15 protein-coding genes are annotated in these 15,256 nt (G+C 69.9%); 5 read left to right on the forward strand and 10 right to left on the reverse strand.

Translation table 11 applies throughout. The features are described from left to right. Positions 1 to 2 precede the first annotated feature (2 nt). Positions 3 to 1,109 carry an ImmA/IrrE family metallo-endopeptidase gene (locus ACWDEN_RS30395; protein WP_450860962.1) on the reverse strand — a complete coding sequence of 369 codons (1,107 nt, stop codon included), beginning with the start codon at positions 1,107 to 1,109 and terminating at the stop codon, positions 3 to 5. Positions 1,110 to 1,353: 244 nt separating this feature from the next. Here ACWDEN_RS30395 and ACWDEN_RS30400 point away from each other — a divergent pair, with 244 nt between their 5' ends. Then, positions 1,354 to 1,836 (forward strand): DUF5994 family protein, encoded by a 483-nt coding sequence (locus ACWDEN_RS30400; RefSeq protein WP_369365184.1) that lies wholly within the window; start codon positions 1,354 to 1,356, stop codon positions 1,834 to 1,836. Between the two features lie 52 nt (positions 1,837 to 1,888). Here the strand turns inward: ACWDEN_RS30400 and ACWDEN_RS30405 are convergent, their stop codons facing one another. From ACWDEN_RS30405 to ACWDEN_RS30430, 6 genes are all read right to left on the reverse strand, one after another. Further along, complete coding sequence (locus tag ACWDEN_RS30405) at positions 1,889 to 3,082, reverse strand: PP2C family protein-serine/threonine phosphatase (RefSeq protein ID WP_450860964.1); 1,194 nt, start codon at positions 3,080 to 3,082, stop codon at positions 1,889 to 1,891. A 132-nt stretch (positions 3,083 to 3,214) separates the two neighbouring features. Beyond that, entirely contained in the window at positions 3,215 to 3,727 is a 513-nt protein-coding gene (locus ACWDEN_RS30410; protein WP_450860966.1) for a DUF5994 family protein, read from the reverse strand. A 255-nt stretch (positions 3,728 to 3,982) separates the two neighbouring features. Beyond that, complete coding sequence (locus ACWDEN_RS30415) at positions 3,983 to 4,957, reverse strand: STAS domain-containing protein (RefSeq protein WP_079133892.1); 975 nt, start codon at positions 4,955 to 4,957, stop codon at positions 3,983 to 3,985. 605 nt (positions 4,958 to 5,562) lie between these two features. Further along, the gene (locus ACWDEN_RS30420) at positions 5,563 to 6,606 is read right to left on the reverse strand and encodes a serine hydrolase domain-containing protein (protein WP_450841327.1); all 1,044 of its coding nucleotides are present in this window, start codon (positions 6,604 to 6,606) and stop codon (positions 5,563 to 5,565) included. A 116-nt stretch (positions 6,607 to 6,722) separates the two neighbouring features. Further along, positions 6,723 to 7,256 carry an NUDIX domain-containing protein gene (locus tag ACWDEN_RS30425; protein ID WP_399774694.1) on the reverse strand — a complete coding sequence of 178 codons (534 nt, stop codon included), beginning with the start codon at positions 7,254 to 7,256 and terminating at the stop codon, positions 6,723 to 6,725. A 1-nt stretch (position 7,257) separates the two neighbouring features. Then, positions 7,258 to 8,613: a helix-turn-helix domain-containing protein gene (locus ACWDEN_RS30430; RefSeq protein WP_450860968.1), complete on the reverse strand. Its 1,356-nt coding sequence runs from the start codon at positions 8,611 to 8,613 to the stop codon at positions 7,258 to 7,260. Between the two features lie 225 nt (positions 8,614 to 8,838). Here ACWDEN_RS30430 and ACWDEN_RS30435 point away from each other — a divergent pair, with 225 nt between their 5' ends. The 4 genes from ACWDEN_RS30435 to ACWDEN_RS30450 all read left to right on the forward strand — a co-directional run bounded on the left by ACWDEN_RS30435 (position 8,839) and on the right by ACWDEN_RS30450 (position 11,870). Next, positions 8,839 to 9,588, forward strand: a complete 750-nt coding sequence (locus ACWDEN_RS30435) for a hypothetical protein (protein ID WP_399774698.1) — start codon at positions 8,839 to 8,841, stop codon at positions 9,586 to 9,588. Between the two features lie 73 nt (positions 9,589 to 9,661). Continuing rightward, positions 9,662 to 10,573 (forward strand): aminoglycoside phosphotransferase family protein, encoded by a 912-nt coding sequence (locus tag ACWDEN_RS30440; protein ID WP_450860970.1) that lies wholly within the window; start codon positions 9,662 to 9,664, stop codon positions 10,571 to 10,573. Next, positions 10,574 to 11,266 (forward strand): class I SAM-dependent methyltransferase, encoded by a 693-nt coding sequence (locus ACWDEN_RS30445; protein WP_450860972.1) that lies wholly within the window; start codon positions 10,574 to 10,576, stop codon positions 11,264 to 11,266. A gap of 25 nt (positions 11,267 to 11,291) precedes the next feature. After that, the gene (locus ACWDEN_RS30450; RefSeq protein ID WP_450841329.1) at positions 11,292 to 11,870 is read left to right on the forward strand and encodes a hypothetical protein; all 579 of its coding nucleotides are present in this window, start codon (positions 11,292 to 11,294) and stop codon (positions 11,868 to 11,870) included. A gap of 79 nt (positions 11,871 to 11,949) precedes the next feature. On the opposite strand, the gene ACWDEN_RS30455 is transcribed toward ACWDEN_RS30450, so the two are convergent. The 3 genes from ACWDEN_RS30455 to ACWDEN_RS30465 all read right to left on the reverse strand — a co-directional run bounded on the left by ACWDEN_RS30455 (position 11,950) and on the right by ACWDEN_RS30465 (position 15,247). Then, on the reverse strand, positions 11,950 to 13,623 hold the full coding sequence (locus tag ACWDEN_RS30455; protein ID WP_450860974.1) for a relaxase/mobilization nuclease domain-containing protein: 1,674 nt from the start codon (positions 13,621 to 13,623) through the stop codon (positions 11,950 to 11,952). Next, on the reverse strand, positions 13,620 to 14,270 hold the full coding sequence (locus ACWDEN_RS30460) for a MobC family plasmid mobilization relaxosome protein (protein ID WP_450860976.1): 651 nt from the start codon (positions 14,268 to 14,270) through the stop codon (positions 13,620 to 13,622). Before ACWDEN_RS30460 ends, ACWDEN_RS30455 begins: the two co-directional genes overlap by 4 nt. Positions 14,271 to 14,389: 119 nt before the next feature. Beyond that, the gene (locus ACWDEN_RS30465; protein WP_388951355.1) at positions 14,390 to 15,247 is read right to left on the reverse strand and encodes a DUF2637 domain-containing protein; all 858 of its coding nucleotides are present in this window, start codon (positions 15,245 to 15,247) and stop codon (positions 14,390 to 14,392) included. Positions 15,248 to 15,256 lie beyond the last annotated feature (9 nt).

Raw genomic sequence — 15,256 nt, forward strand, 5'->3', positions numbered from 1 at the left:
GGTCACCTTCGGAAGGCCGGGAATGATGATGAACCGGCGCCCTCGACGTACAGGCGCTGGAAGTCTTCAGGAAGCAGGTGCGCGCAGGCAGCCGTATCCTCCAGAGTCATCTGGCGGTCGGTCAGCAAGGTGTGGACAAGGGCGGCGAGGCGCCGCGGCTGCTCGCGGGGGACATCAACAGGCTCTGCGGTCCGGTAGCCGAGCGCTGACATCTCGATCATCAGGGTGCGGTACTGCCACTCGCTGACGGCGTTGAGCGTTTGGGCACGGCGCAGCAGCGCGCTCATGGAGACACCCCAAACCCGCTTCAGCTCCGTCAGCCTGGCCAGATCGACGCCGCCGGAGAACGCCTGCCGGATATCGGAGGCAGGCATCAAGAACTCGGCAGCGAAGGCGTCGGCCTGCTTCTCCTGCGTGGACCCTGTGCCCGGCTCGTCATGCATCACCAGGTGACCCAGTTCGTGCGCGATGCTGAAGCGCCGTCGGTCGCCCGGTGCACGGGTGTTGACCAGGAGCAGAGGGTGCCCGCCTTCTGCCCACTGGCTTACGGCGTCCAACAGGTCGCTGTCCAGGTCGCGGGTGATCACCAGTGCGCCGGCATGCTCCAGCACCGCGACGATGTCGGGCACCGGACCAGGGGCCATGCACCACTCCCTGCGGACTCGCCGGGCAGCGTCCTTCGGGGTGGTGAGGGCATCCAGCGAGACCCTGAAGAAGTGTTGCGGGACTGGTGGCAATGCCGCTGCGGACGCCAGGCCGTTCAACTGAATCCGTGAGAGCGCCAAATGGGCGTGCACGCGTCGCAGAGCGGAAGCAGACAGAGATGCTTTCTTGCGGTGGTGGACCAGACCCACTCCGATGCCGCTGACCTGCGGATCCAGGCACAGCAGCTCAGGAGGGTAGCCGAGCGCGGCTGCGTAGAGCTCAAGACGCCCGCCGGTGACGACGAGACGACCAGCCTCGGCTCGGCTTACGTAGCCCTGAGAAACCGTAGTGCCACCCGGCGACGCCTTGGTCATAGCCGTCGCGACCTCAGCCTGCGTCAGCCCGCGGGACTCGCGCGCCAGCACGAGCATCCCGGGCTGTGCACGCAGCTCAGCGATCGCCATACACGACACCACCTCGTATCAGACCTCGAAACAGTAGCACGAAATATTCCGCAACTGATTCGCGGTTCTGAGCCCCCTCCGCAAATCTCGACGTGCGACGGACCCCCTGTGTGCTGGATCCGTTCCCTCCGGGGGCGGACGAGGGGCAGCTTCGGAGACGCCGTCGCGTGTGACACCAGGAGTAACGTGGCAGGTGCGGGGCGGAGTCCCGTCGTCGCACCGGCCCTACAGACGGGTGGTCATCATGACCAGCTCGGATACACCACCTGTTCCCCGGCGTCTGCCCAGCGGCGTCCACGAGGCGGTGCGGCCAGGGTGTGCGCTTCTCCGGCTGGAAACGACCGAATCACGCGAAGGCGTCCTCGACGGCGCGTGGTGGCCGCGCTCGCGCGACATCGGTGCTGAGCTGCCCGCGCTCCTGAGCGCCCTCATTGCCCACCTCGGCCCCGTGACCCGTGTGGGACTGGACACCGCGGCCTGGGAAGGTCTCCCGACGCGTATCGCCGTGGACGACCGGGTGGTGCACATCGATGCCTTCCCGGTCGGTGACGACACGGTCCTGATTACCCGGGGCGACACGGACATCTTCTCTCTGCTCGTGGTCCCGCCGGACGCGGCACCGGACGCCGCCCGCGCCGCGATGGCCCAGGCGGTCCGGGCAGACAACATCAGCCAGGCGGAACAGATTCTCATCGACACCGGGAGCGGGCACGGTTCGCCGGGCTGACGGGCCTGCCGCTGGGCGTGACCGGCCGAGCGGTGTCGGACGGCGGGGGAGATCAGCCGCGCCACTCCACCATGAGCAGCGTTGCGTCATCGCTGGTCTGTCCGCCCCGCGCCTGCTTGAGCGTGTGGGACAGGGAGCGCGTCACCGCCCGGATGCCGCGGCCGGTCCTCTCCAGATGGTTCACGCAGTCGATTAGCTGGTCCTCCCCGAACTCCTCCCCACCGCTCCTGTGCTCCTCGACCACTCCGTCGGTGAAGCAGAGGACTCGGTCCCCGGGCACCAGCCCCAGCTCGCTGATCCGGGGCTCCGAACCACCGAGGCCGACGGGGAGGGTCGTCGGGGCGGCCAGACGCCGCGCGACGCGGTGGTCGCGGACGAGGATCGGCGGCGGGTGTCCGGCGTTGACCCACTGCACCCGTCCCGTCGTCGTGTCCAGCTGCATCATCTGCGCGGTGACGAAATGCTCGGGACCGAATTGCCTGGCCACGGCGCGGTCCATGAACGCGTAGATCTCCGACAGTCCGATGCCGGCGCGGCGGGCGTGGCGGTAGGCGCCGATGGCCACGGTGGCCATGGTGGCCGCGTCCAGTCCGTGGCCCATCGCGTCGATCATGGCCACGTGGAGGACGTCGTGGTTGAGCGCGTAGTCGAAGCTGTCGCCGCCCACGTCGTAGGCGGGTTCCAGGATCCCGGCCACGGCTACCCGGGGCATGATCATGGCCAGCGGTGGCAGCAGTGACCACTGGATCTCCGCGGCGACGCTCATCGCCTCACCGCGTCGGACGTCGAAGAACAGGTCGGAGTAGCCGTGTTTGGTCACCAGAAGGTCGGCCACCAGGCCGGAGATCCTGAGCAGCAGGCGGCGGTCGTGGGCGTCGATGCTGTCCAGCGTCACCGCCATGACCCCTACCTGGTCACCGCCGTCCAGCAGAGGCAGATGGATCCGGACGCCGTCCTCCTGGGGCACCTCCACGGGGACCGCGTCGAGAAAGCAGCGGCCCGCCTCGGAGTCGTCGATAACCTGCGGTTCCCCGTCGGCGAGGCACTCACCGGGCAGCGGTACGAGCAGCAGCTGGCCGTAGTCCTGCAACAGCACCTGTGGACGGCGGCCACCGAGCCGCTCCACGACGTCGGCGACCAGGGGCCCGATGAGGTGGGGCGGGAGTTCGTGCGCGCTGTCGAGGATCTTTCCCAGGAGAGCTTCCCCGAAGCTTTCGGACCGGTCCGTACGCTGTACTGCCGTCATCCCCTCACCTGCCGCGGTCACGCTTCGTGTGGGGGCGGGCCAGGATGACGAAGGGTCTGTCGGTGCCATGGCTCCATCACGGGGTCGTGGACGCCCGGCCTGCCGGTCACGGAGTCGGCCGGGTCGGGCTGCTCATCTCGGTCCGGCTCCGCCTTCCGACTCCCATGCGTCCTGTCCGTCGAGGCCGCTCTCGGCGAGTGCCAGCAGGCGCGGAGCCGACAGTGGATTCCCGGCGTCGGCGGCGGCGGTCAGCAGCCTGGTGGCTACTCCGACCGGCTCGTCCGGGGGGATCACCAGCAGTTCCCAGCGTCCCACGGTGCCGCAGTCCACGGTGATGGCATGCGCCTCGGCGGCGGAATCGGTCAGGACCACCTCGATCACGTGGCCGGGCGCCATCACCTCCTGCGGAGCATCGGGCCAGGCGGCGGACCCCACGGTAACGCGGGTGACGGTGCCGCTGCTCGGATCCAGGGAGCCGACCAGCGCGGGCAATTCGAGTTCGAGTGCGTCGCAGCGCGGCCACCATGCGCCGTCCAGCGGGCCATGGCTGACGTCCGGCGTGAGGCGCAGCCGGGGCATGGGCATCCGGTAGGAGTGTCCGTAACCTGGCGCGGTACCTTCGGCGGGCTTTGTGATGGCGTTCATCGTGCGATCCCGTTCCGGGCGCTGCTTTCCGGCTGCCCGTGTCAGTCACTCGCCGGGAACGGCGCCGCCGTGGTCGTACGCCCGGAAGTTCTCGGTACCTCCCACGCTACTCCCAGCCGTGGCGGGCGGCGTGGTGCGCAGCCATCGCGCCGAGAGGCAGGCAGCCATCGCGTGGAGGCACCTCGGTACGGCGGACGACGGGTCACGTGACCGCCCCGGCCGGTACGACCGCCGGCTCATCGCTCCTCTGCCACGTCATCGGCGTGCCGAGGGCTGCCCTTCGGCGGACAGGGTCAACACGCAGGGGGCTACGGAGCCGGGCAGCCCGACGACCTCACCCATGTTCTGCCAGCCCCAGGACGAGAAGGCGGCTTGTCCTGCCCGGTCGGCAGGATGCAGCAGGGTGATCCCGAGGGAGGAGTGCAGCTCTGTGAGCAGACGCTGTTGCAGCCGGCGGGCGATGTCGCGGTGCTGAACGTGCGGGTGGGCCACGACCTGGGTGAGGACGACGAACCGTGCGCGGGAGGTGAGCCGCTGGATGATCTCCTGGAGCGTTCCGTCGGACCCCCGGCTGCCGGGGCCTTCAGAGCCCATCGGAAAACCGAAGGCGCAACCGACCAGCACCGTCGTCTCGGCGACCAGCAGGGCGAAGCCGGGGCGGCGGGCGGTGATCGACAAGCGGTGCAGGAAGTCCCCGCGGTTGTGGTACCGCTCGCCCGTGGTGCCTGCGACGGACTCCGCAGCCAGGTCCGCGATGTCCGCGCCCATGTCTTCTGCCTGCCAGCGGGTCAGCCGACGAAGGCGGATCCCGTCCTTGAGGACCGGCTGGTCCGGTCGGCGAGCGGAGTCCTCGGGCGCCCCCGTCGCCGCACTCATGAAGCCGTCGGATGCGGCGGGCGGCACGGGACTCGCGGGGGCCGTAGGGAGCAGCGAAGTCGATCCCGTGGCATCGAGGACCCGGGTGATCTGAGCGCACGGATGGTGCAGCCGCAGGCGAGCGTGGACCCGGCCGGCGCGCTGTGCTGCCGACAGGAGGACGTCCAAGCCCCTGGCGTCGCAGGAGCCGACTGTGGTCAGGTCGATGTCGATCACGGTGACACCGTCCAGCAGACACTGCTCCACTGCGGCCCGCAGCAGCGGCGTCGTGGCCGGCCCGATGTCGCCGGCAAGCGTGACGAGCGTCCGCTCTCCTCGGTTCCGCCGATGGATGTCCAGCCGGGAAAAGGTCATCACGTCTCCCCTCGGCGAGGTTGCGGACCTGCACGGGCGCTCAGCGCGGCCCTTGCCGTGATGAGCTTGCGCTGAGTTGCTTCGACCGCGGCGTACATGGCCCCGACCCGTCTCCGCGCCGACCGCTGGGGCGGCCCGGATTCACTCGTCGAGGACGACCCGGCGTGGTGGCCCGGAGTGCGTGATGCCCTCGGTACTTCAACCGTACGTCTGCCGCAACCGGAAGCGGCTGGGTCGAAGGGCGCGGCACGGTAGGGGCCGCGTCACTTGAAAGGCCGTTCTCCAACGTCAGAACGGTGGTGATGCTGCGGCTGCTGGTACGTGTGCACCTCACAGCCGAGGGCCGGCAGGGTAAGGGGGCACCACCTCGCCCCTGCCCTGTCGCGACAGGTGCCCGGATGCGCGCCGCTCTGGACACAACACTGGCCGCCGCGCAGTTCCCCTGGACACAGCACAACACTGCCGCCCGCGATCGAAGCCGGGCGGCAGAGCGGGCGGACGAATTGAATGCCAGCTCACTTCCGAACCCACACGCGACACGACCTCCACTCACCGGGTCTCCGAACCCATTCGAGCGAAACGTCGCACGCCAGGAGGATCGGTCCCTACGTGAAAGCCAGCTTTCGAAAGGCGTTGCGGACACCGGTCAGCGGTTCGCGGTCACGGGTGTAGTAGAGCTTGTTGGTCAGAAGCACCGCCCAGCGACCCTCGGTAGGGGAGATCCACATGCCCGTGCCGGTGAAGCCGTAGTGGACCCAGACGTCCTCCTCGGCAGTGGTGCCGGGAGCCGGGTGCCAGAACAGGCCACGAGCTGGCTGGAGATCACCCGTCTGGATGGCCAGGGAGCGGGTGATCCACTCGGCCCCGAAGCCAGCCCGGAACTGGGAAGCGGCAGGGGCGAGCATGTACCGCAGGACGGCAGCCAGGTCGTCGAGCACGGTGAAGACGCCTGCGATCCCGCAGATGCCGCCGAGGAGGCGGGCCGAGAAGTCGTGGGCGACTCCCTTGAGGTGAGTGTCGGTTTCTTGGTCGAGTTCGGTGGGAGCGCAGCGGGCGGCGAGGTCGGCGGGGAGGGGGCCGAAGCGGGTGCCGGCCATGCCCAGCGGGTGCCAGGTGCGGGCGGTGGCCAGCTGGTCCAAGGGGCGGCCGGAGAGGTGTTCGGCGAGGTAGCCGAGGATGAGGGCGGCCCGGTCGGTGTACTCGACGGCTTCGCCGGGCGAGCGGTGGAGTGGCTCGTGCAGTACGCCGTGGCGGATGTCGTCCGGATTGGTGCCGTAGAGGTTCTTCAGCTGAGCTCGCAGTGGGACGCCGGCGGTGTGTGTCAGCAGTTGCTGGGCGGTGACGGCGCCGAGGGGGTGTCCGGTGACCTCTTGCCAGAAGTTGCCGAGCGGCTCGTCGAGGTCGAGGGTGCCGTCCTCCCACAGGGCGCCGGTGGAGGACCAGACGGCCAGGATCTTGGTGAGGCTGGCGGCGTCGAAGACGGTGTCGGTGCGCATCGGCACGTCCGGCTCGTCGGGGTCGAGGACGCCGGTGGCGCCCTGGGCGAGGGTGCCGGTGGCGTCGCCGAGGGCCCACACGGCGCCTGGGTACACCTTGTCGCGGAGTCCCTCGTCGAGCAGGGCTTCGATGCGGTCGCGGTCGTACGTCATGGTCTCCCTCTTCACCGACGTGTCTTGTCGGGCGTTCACTGAGGAAACCTGGGAACGCTGAACGCGGTCACTCATCACACCGTGGGGCGAGACGCTTTCCCAGAAAAGGCGCTCAGTTAGTTCCAGCCGTCCAGCGACACCTGGGGCCCGCCGCTGAGGTAGCGGTGGAGGGCGCTGGCGGTGGTCTCGACGAATTCGTCGGGGATGGCGTGGGCATCGACCCAGCGGACTTGGGCGTGCTTGCGCGGTTCGCGGTTTTCGGGCTCGCCGGACCATTCGTCGGCGACGAAGACGACGGTGAGGAAGCCGTTGGGGGCTTCCACACCCCAGGCGCCGTGGATGATGTGGGCGACCTTGAGCGCTTCTGGCTTGACGGTCAGACCGGTCTCTTCGTACAGCTCGCGGACGGCCGTCGCGGTGATCGGCTCGCCGGGCTCGCTCTTGCCGACGGGGAGGTCCCACCTGCCCTTGGCGAATTTGGCCTGGTCGCTGCGCTGGAGGAGGACCACGCGGTCGGTGGCCTTGTCGTGGACGATGACGGCGGCGACCAGCAAGGTCATGGATTCCAGGGCGGGCCTGAGCGCCTCGCGCTGGTCATCGGTTGTCGGCTGAGCCACGGGGGTCCCTTCGTCGGCGGGATTGGTGGGCATGTTAGGCGAGCGCCTCACGGGCGCGGCGGGCGAGTTCGGCGGCGCCGGGTACTTTGCGCCGCTGGTAGACCGCCAGGGTCGAGCGAATGGAGGTGATCGCCTTGCGGGTGCGGTCGGAGGTCATGCCGTCCATCAGCGTGAGAGCCTCGCTCCAGGCGGCGACCGCCTCATCGGCGCGGGCCTGGACGGCGAGGCTGTCGCCGAGGTCGGCGTATGTGAGGGCGTGGACGCGCTTGTACTTCTCAGGATCCCAGCGGACGAGCGCGTCGCGGTGCTGTTGCTCCGTACCGACGTGATCGGCGAGGTCGGTGAGAGTACGGGCCGTGTGGCTGGCGACGGTGCCGGCAGCGGGTCCGCTGACGAGGGAGAAGCTGGGTTGTGGCCCGTCGTCGCGGAGCAGAGCGTCTTCGGCGGCGAGCAGGGCGCGGGCCGCTGCGGGTTTCTCGTGGACTGCGGCGAAGGCGCGGGCGTGGGTGATGTGGAGTAGTGCCTCGGTCTGACCGTCCACGTGGCCGAGTCCACGGCGGAGGGCGCCTTCCACAAGGTCGACGCAGTAGTGGGGCTGCTTGAGGCTGAGGGCCTGGTGGGCGAGGGCGCGCATCATCCAGGCGGCGTGGCCGTGCGCATCGGCTTCGCAGGCGAGTTGGTAGCCGACCTGGTAGTAGCGCTGGGCGGCACCTTCGTGGCCGAGGTCGTGGTGTTTCCAGCCCGCGAGATAGGCCAGCTCGGCGACGGCGCCGAAGGCTGCTCGGCGTAAGGCTTCAGAGGCGAAGCGGGCACGCAGCATGGGGGCGGCGGTGTCGGCGAGGTAGGCGGTAACGGTGGTCAGCCCGTGGCCGCCGCCCAGGCGTTCGTCGGCCGCGCTGAACGCGGCGGTGATCTGGCGGACAACGTCGACGTCTTCCGCTCCCACCAGCGCCCGGCCCGTGCGTGTGCGGAGCATCCGTGATGCGGCTTCGTGGTCGTAGGCCAGGGGCATGGCCACGCCTGCGGTGGTGAAGGCGGCCACGGCGAGGAAGCGGCGCCGTTCCATGTCGGCGCGGCCCAGGTGGGTGACCGTGACGACGGGATCGGGGTCGTCAGGGACGGCGACCTCGGGGTCGCGTAGGCCGATCTCGGTGAGGGTTACGGGGCGGCCGGCCCGGCGGGAGAGGGCCTCCGCCAGGTAACGGCCGGTCCGTCCGGTGGGCTGACGCGTGCCATTTACCCAGTGGGAGATCGCCGACTTGTTGGTGTGGATGATCTCGCCGTTCTCCGCGGCGATCCGGCGCACGTCCTTGGCCAGCGCGTCGTAGGTGCAGCCGATCGCGTCGATGGCCTCGCGTAAACGGACATTGGGCCTGTTGGGTGCCGCCATGACCTCCTCCGTCCTGGGGCTGTAAACCGTGTATACCGCTTGGCCTTGCCCACACCGTACCCACTGTGCGTGACGGACTGTTCACTTAATCACAGCCGCCCGGAACTGCCCGACTGCAGTCCTGGTTCTCCCCACGGCTCCGGGCGGCTCCCTGAAGTTCCGTACGCCCGCTCCGGGTTCGGGCACTCCTGTGCCCGAACCCGGCCGATCAGAGACGGAGACACGGTGACCACCATCGACACCAAGGCCATCACGGTCGAACTGCCGCAGGCGTTCGACGAGCGCTGGAGCCGCCTGCCGGGCATCCAGGTCGACGGCCGGCGCATCACGATCGACCCGGCCGAGTACTTCTTCCGCTTCGAGTCGAATACCTGGCTCGTCGCTGACTGGGACTTGGTCAAGTCCCAACTCCTGGACGCGCGGGAGACCACCGAGAGCGCGGTCGAGCAGCTCGCGCTGGACTTCATCAAGACCCACGGCGAGTCCACCTCGGACGCCGCCCGCGTGCTGGCGACCGCCTACGAGGTCTACGCCTACCTGTTCCGCGACGAGCACCTCGCCGGCCTCGGCCTGCCGCAGATCACCGCCGAGCACCTGCGCATGCTGCGCGAGGCGGCCACGCTCATGGCACTCAACAAGGTCGAGCTGGACGGGCACATCTCCAACGTCGGCCCGTGCTGGTTCTTCCCCGCCGCCACCTCGGTCGTCTTCGACCTGGACGACGAGATGGGCGGGATGCTGGACGAGGTCTACCACGGCGGCTGGTTCAACGAGCACCGCCGCATCGAGTCCATCAAGGCCCACGCCGCCCTCGGCGGACGCCTGGTGCACGGCTGCCAGTCCGTGCCGGACCAGTCCGGCGGCGTCGTCGCGCCCTACGGTGCGTCGATGGCGAACTTCCGTGGCGACCTGGCCGCCTTCAAGGCCGGCTGGATCGAGCAGGTCTACGCCCAGCGCGTGGCCCCCGCCGCGTAACGCCCAGCAGCAAGGCTCCGGGGCGGGCAGGCTCGCTCGCCCCGGATGCCGCCACCACCGTGATGGAGTCCTCGTGAACGAGAACCTGACCACCGATCTCCTCGCCAACCTGTGCATCGTCGCGAACCAGACCACCGCCAAGCGCGAGGAGGTGAGGGTGTGGTCGATGTCCGGCGTCGAACGCGTGACCTTTCCCGACGGCAGCACGCGGATCTTCAAGTACGCCAAAAGGCCCTTCGACAGCGAGGACCAGGCTCTACGACTGGCCGACACCCTCGGCATCCCCGTCCCGAAGGTCTACCACTCGGTCCGGATCGAGGGCTGGCTCGGCATGTTCCTGGAAGACCTCGGCACTCCTACCCGGGAAGCGGACGATCTCGACGGCGCCGCTGCGGCCGTGGTCCTCCACCGCACCCGCACTGCCGGCGCGCTGCCTGTACTGCACGAGGAAGGGCTGCGGGCCCTGCCCGGCCGCGCCCTGGACCACCTCGACCAGCTCCGCAAGGCCGACCGCTGGCCGGACACCGGCGACATCGAGCACGCCCTCGACCAGATCGCCCAGGCCGCTGGCACCCGCGCACGAGGAACCACCGTCGCCCCGTTCGGCTGGGTGCACTCCGAGTTTCACCCCACCAGCCTCCACATCGGCCGGCGCGGCTGGCGCCTGCTGGACTTCGCCCGCGCCTTCACCGGACCGGGCCTGCTCGACCTCGCCAGCTGGCACGGCACCCTCGACGACCCCGACCCCGTATGCGTGCGCGTCTTCCTGGAGTCCTACGTCACCGAGGGCGGTACTCCCGACGCCCTCGCCGAGCGCGGTGGCCTGCCCGCCGAGAAGTGGGCGCTGGGATGGCACCGCATGTGGGCCGTCGAGTGGTTCATGGAGCAGTCCATCCGCTGGATCAACGACCCCGCCACCGATCCCACCTACATCAAGGTCGTACGCCGACACATCACCGACGCCCTCCAGCTCCTGGAGGTGTAAGTGCTCGCCCAAGCTTCCCCCTGGTACGCCCACGCCCTCCAGCGCACGGCCGCGGGTCCGGCCGAGCCGCTCGCCCCACCGCCGCGGATGGAGTGGACCACACGGCCGGGCATTGGGCCCGGAGCCGAAATCCTCGGCTCCGACCTGCGCCGCAAGCGCGTGGTGGAACTCGGTTGCGGCCCCGGCCACAACGCCGCCTACCTCGCCACCCGGCACGCGGCCCACGTCACCGGCGTCGACCTGGTCGGCTTGCAAGTCCGTCGCGCCCGCTCACACTACGGACGGCTGAACAACCTCACCTTCGTCGCCGGCCACGCCCTGCACTACCTGCACGCCTCCGACGAGCAGTTCGGCGCGATCTACTCCGTATTCGGAGCTGTCGGCCTCGTCGCCCCCGAACTCCTGCTCCCCGCCATCACCCACCGCCTCAAGCCCGGCTGCACCCTGGCCTTCTCCGTCCCCCACCCCCAGCGCGGCGGTCGACCGCCCTCCGCAGACGACCGCCCCCGCCGCGACCACGTCACGCTGCCCGACCGCACCCGCCTGCCCGTCGCGCGCTGGGACTTCGACGCTGCCCGCTGGGAGAAGCACCTCGGCCGCGCGGGCCTGTGGCTCGCCTCGGCCCAGGAGTTCCACGACCCCCGACAGGGCCGCTGGCCCACCACCCTGCTGATCACCGCGCGCAAGCTCTGACCCTCGGCTCCCCGTGGAGGAATCGATGCGCCCGCCCTACCTGCTCCTCGACATCGACGGCGTCCTCATACCCTTCCCCGACGCGGACGGCGCCACCCCGGCCTCCCACGTTCGCCACGACGTCGTCCCCACCGGCCGCAGCGCAGACGACCCGGTCACCATCTGGCTCAACCCCGACCACGGCCCCATGCTCATGGACGTGATCCGTACGGGCCTGATCACACCGATCTGGTGTACGAGCTGGAGGCAGGACGCCACCACGCTGATCGGCCCACTCCTCGACCTCCCGCCCCTGCCGCACGTCGACCTGCCACGCCCCGACATCACCACCAGCCATCCCAACGGCTATCTGTGGAAACGCGACCACGTCGACGCCTGGCTGGGCGACGAGCCCGCTGTGTGGATCGACGACGACTTCACCGGCCTCGACCACGAATGGTCAGCCGAGCGTGTCGCCCGCGGCCTGCCAACTCTCCTCATCCAGCCCAATCCCCGAGTAGGTATCGAGCCACAGCACCTGGCCGAGATCTCGGCATGGGCCACGGAGGTTTCGGCACTCCGCGCAAGCGTGTCCTCGACTCCGCGTGGGGCTGAAGCCGCATAGGTAGAGGTAGAGGCGGCTGCCGCGAATCCCCCGCCGGCTGGTGTCGCCACGCATGGCTCGTACGGGTGGCCGTCGTCCCTCATAGCGGTCGTCGTCGCTGCTCGCGACGTGCCGGTCGCGCTGGCGCGCTCGTGTCGGCTTGCGCGGTTCGTGCTCGGGCGCTGGGGGCCTGTCGGGCGGCGAGGCGTTGGATGCGCCAGGTGAGGGTGCTGGCGGTGGAGCGGGCGTCGTCCAGGGCGCGTTGCCGTGCGGTGTGCTGGAGGAGCTGTTCGGGGTCGTGGCCGGCGTTCTCGGCTTCGGTCAGGGCGGCGGCCAGTGCCGGCCAGGCGGGGTCGTCGAGGATCTGCTGGGCGTGGTCGGGCAGCATCACGAGGACGCGCTGGGCGTGCCGTTCGATGGTGCGGGCCGGTGGTTGGCGCTGGGCCAGAGCGGCCAGCGGCTCGGCAGCAGCCTGTCGGTAGGCGGCATGCAGGTGGAGCAGGGCTTGGTGCGCGGCGGCGACCTGCTGGTCGTGCTGGCGGACCTGGTGCCAGCGCGCTGCGGCGATGACGACGAGGACGGCGATGTCGAGAAACATCGCCAGTCCGGAGCCGTCGCCGGTGACCGGTGTGGTGCGCAGGGCGCGGACGGCGCCCCGGAGGGCGCGGGCCTGGTCCTGCTGGGCGCGGATGCGGGAGCGGGTGGCGCGCTCGAAGGCGATGGCGGCCTGCTGCAGCTGTGGCCGCAGGTGGCTGGGGGCGAGCAGGGGCAGGATGTCGATGGCCTCGCCGAAGGCCCCGATGTGGGCCTGGGCGGCTGCGTCGTCGCCGTGGTGGAGGTGGTGGGGGATGCGCTCGACCGCGGCGGTGGCCTGGTGCCAGGGGTTGGGCCTGCGTCGGCAGCCCGGCTCGCTGACAGGCGCGACGTCGATGGCAGTGAGGCGTTCGCGGATCTTGGGGTAGGACAGGTCGGGGGCGAGTTTGGCGCCGGAGAACCAGACGGGTTCACCAGTGGCGTTGGTATCGCCCTCCACGGCGACCTTGTACCCGCGCACGTCACCGGAGGGAAAATGCTGCACGTCCACAAGGACGCCCTCGACGCCGTCGAGCAGAAGGAGGAAGTCCTCCGGGCTGGTGGCGATGGACACTAGCTGGCGGACAGTGGTGCGCAGGCGTTCGCGGGAGGTCTGGGTCTTGCCGACGCGGCGGGCCTTCTCCGTCTCGGCGCGGGTGGGACGCTTGGCGGCGGTGCGGTCGCCGCGCACGACCTGCTTGAGGCCGTATTCCTTCTCGGTGGCGGCGAGTTCCTTGTCGGCGGTCAGGTAGTCGTTCCAGTGGCGGGCGGTGCGCAGGTCGCCACGGACCTTGGTGGCGGCGATGTGGATGTGGTCGTCGGCGTGGCGGACGGCGACCCACCGGCACCCGTCCGGATCGCCTTGTGGCGCGATGCCAGTGGCCGCCACAACGCGGCGCGCGATGTCCGCCCACTCGGCGTCGGTGAGGTGCCGGTCGCCGGGGGCGGCACGTACGGAGCAGTGCCACACGTGCCGCTCGGGTACCCGGCCCAGTCGGCGGGCTTGCTTGACCCGCAGGTCGAGGTCGGCCACGAGGCGCTTCTTTGTGGCGTCGAAGTCGTCGGCGCGGCCGGGGTCGGGAGCGAAGCCGTCCCAGGAGGCGACCAGGTGCGGGTCGGTGTGGTCCTTGGCCTTCTTCGTGTCGAACAGGTACCGGATCAGGCCGGCGGTGCTCTTGCCGCTGCCGATCTTGGCGATCACCAGGCCGCCTTCACGGAGACGGCGTGGTTCATGGTCTGCGCGATGTCGCTGATGGCGGCGCGGACGGCGTCCAGGGTGCGTTCGGTCTGGGCGAGGACGGTGGCGTCCACAGGGTGTGGATCGCCTCCGGCGTTGAGGCGGTGCGCGATCTGGTTGACGTTGTTGCCGATGCGCGCGACTTCGGCCCGTAGGGCGTCGAGCTTGTCGAGGCAGTCGTCGAGCTGGGTGCGCTGCCCGGCCAGGCCCACGGCGAGATCACCGTCGAGGTAGGCCGTGATCACGGCGCCGACGAGGTGGGCGCCGGCGATGCCCATCTTGCGGGCACGGGTAAGGATCCGGGCCTTCTCATCGCTGCTGTAGCGGACATCGACACGTTGCTTGCGCTGGACGCTCTCGCGGGTACGGCGGCGAGCGATGCGACGCAGGGTGACTTCGTCGGCGGGGGCGGCGGGCGACTGTTCGGCTGCGTCGCCGGGCGTTACCTCCTCGGGCACCCCCTGGTGCCCGAGGTCCTCCGCCACCCCCGGGGCGGAGGTGCCTGCGTTGGACCGGCCCTTGGACGGTCCAACGCCATACCTTGCTGCGCTGGTGGCGATGGTCATCATCTGCGTCCGGTCGGTGGCGAGTTCGGGGTGCTGGTCGTGCATTGAGGGGTTCTCCGTGCGGTGTTGGGGGGCGAGGCCGTGTCGCCTAGTGGGCCGCTCGTCCCCGCTCCGGACTGTGCGGGAACGAGCGGAGTGGGTCGATCGGGGTAGGGCGGCGGCCCTCAGCGCGCGCCGACGGGGGCCGTGTCGGGCTCGGCCTGCCGCTGGCGGGCAGCCCAGTCGAGTTCGGCCTGTACTCGGTCCTTGAGCTGGGTGAGACGGTCCTTGCCGATGCGGTACTCAGCGGCTCGGATGGCCGCCTCGATGTTGCGGCGTGAGGCACGGTCCCCGCGTCCCAGCGGTGCGGTGCGGGCGATGGCGAGGAGTTCGTCGAAGGTGACATCCCTTTCGTGGCCCTCGTCTTTGGAGAGCGGCTTCGATGCCTGCGGCACGTTGGCGGCTGCCTCCGCCACGTCTGGGCGCTCGGCCACGTCGGGCGAGCTCTGTGCCTCCTTCGGCAGGAAGTCATCGTCTTGCGAACAGGCAGGCCGCATGGCGCTGTGCGTGCCGTTGTGGCTGTGGCCAGAGGTGTTGTGGCCCGGTGCGGAGGCGGCCTCTTGGCGCAGACTCATGGGGTGGCGGCGGATGACGAGGTCGAGGTGGACCGCGCCGGCCAGGGCGAGCGGAGCTATCGCGGACAGGGCGCCGACGGTCACATCGTCCAGATGGAGCCCGGCGGTGTGTGCCTGCTGGTTGAGGCGGACGGCGTGCAGAGCGTTCGCCCAGATGCTCGTGACGGTGGCGAGACCGACCAGTGCCCAGACGTACAGGCGAGAACGCCAGGGCGCGGTACGGAGGATGAGCAGGGCGGCGACGCCGATGGCGATGAACCCGTCGATCACGAGGGGGAAGGCGTAGGTGAGGACTCCGCGGATGTGGATGGCGACGGCCATCTGCCGCAGGGCGTCGTAGGAGAGGGCGAAGCCGATCGTGCCGACCAGGGCGACCCCGAGGCGGATCGCTACGGTCACTGGCGGCACGGGGGCTTG

Source organism: Streptomyces sp. NPDC001153 (assembly GCF_053598315.1).

Bases quoted from the DNA above. Each gene is read 5' to 3' on its own strand.
- ACWDEN_RS30395 (WP_450860962.1), bottom strand. From the start codon at position 1,109: ATGGCGATCGCTGAGCTGCGTGCACAGCCCGGGATGCTCGTGCTGGCG.
- ACWDEN_RS30400 (WP_369365184.1), top strand. From the start codon at position 1,354: ATGACCAGCTCGGATACACCACCTGTTCCCCGGCGTCTGCCCAGCGGC.
- ACWDEN_RS30405 (WP_450860964.1), bottom strand. From the start codon at position 3,082: ATGACGGCAGTACAGCGTACGGACCGGTCCGAAAGCTTCGGGGAAGCT.
- ACWDEN_RS30410 (WP_450860966.1), bottom strand. From the start codon at position 3,727: ATGAACGCCATCACAAAGCCCGCCGAAGGTACCGCGCCAGGTTACGGA.
- ACWDEN_RS30415 (WP_079133892.1), bottom strand. From the start codon at position 4,957: ATGACCTTTTCCCGGCTGGACATCCATCGGCGGAACCGAGGAGAGCGG.
- ACWDEN_RS30420 (WP_450841327.1), bottom strand. From the start codon at position 6,606: ATGACGTACGACCGCGACCGCATCGAAGCCCTGCTCGACGAGGGACTC.
- ACWDEN_RS30425 (WP_399774694.1), bottom strand. From the start codon at position 7,256: ATGCCCACCAATCCCGCCGACGAAGGGACCCCCGTGGCTCAGCCGACA.
- ACWDEN_RS30430 (WP_450860968.1), bottom strand. From the start codon at position 8,613: ATGGCGGCACCCAACAGGCCCAATGTCCGTTTACGCGAGGCCATCGAC.
- ACWDEN_RS30450 (WP_450841329.1), top strand. From the start codon at position 11,292: ATGCGCCCGCCCTACCTGCTCCTCGACATCGACGGCGTCCTCATACCC.
- ACWDEN_RS30460 (WP_450860976.1), bottom strand. From the start codon at position 14,270: ATGCACGACCAGCACCCCGAACTCGCCACCGACCGGACGCAGATGATG.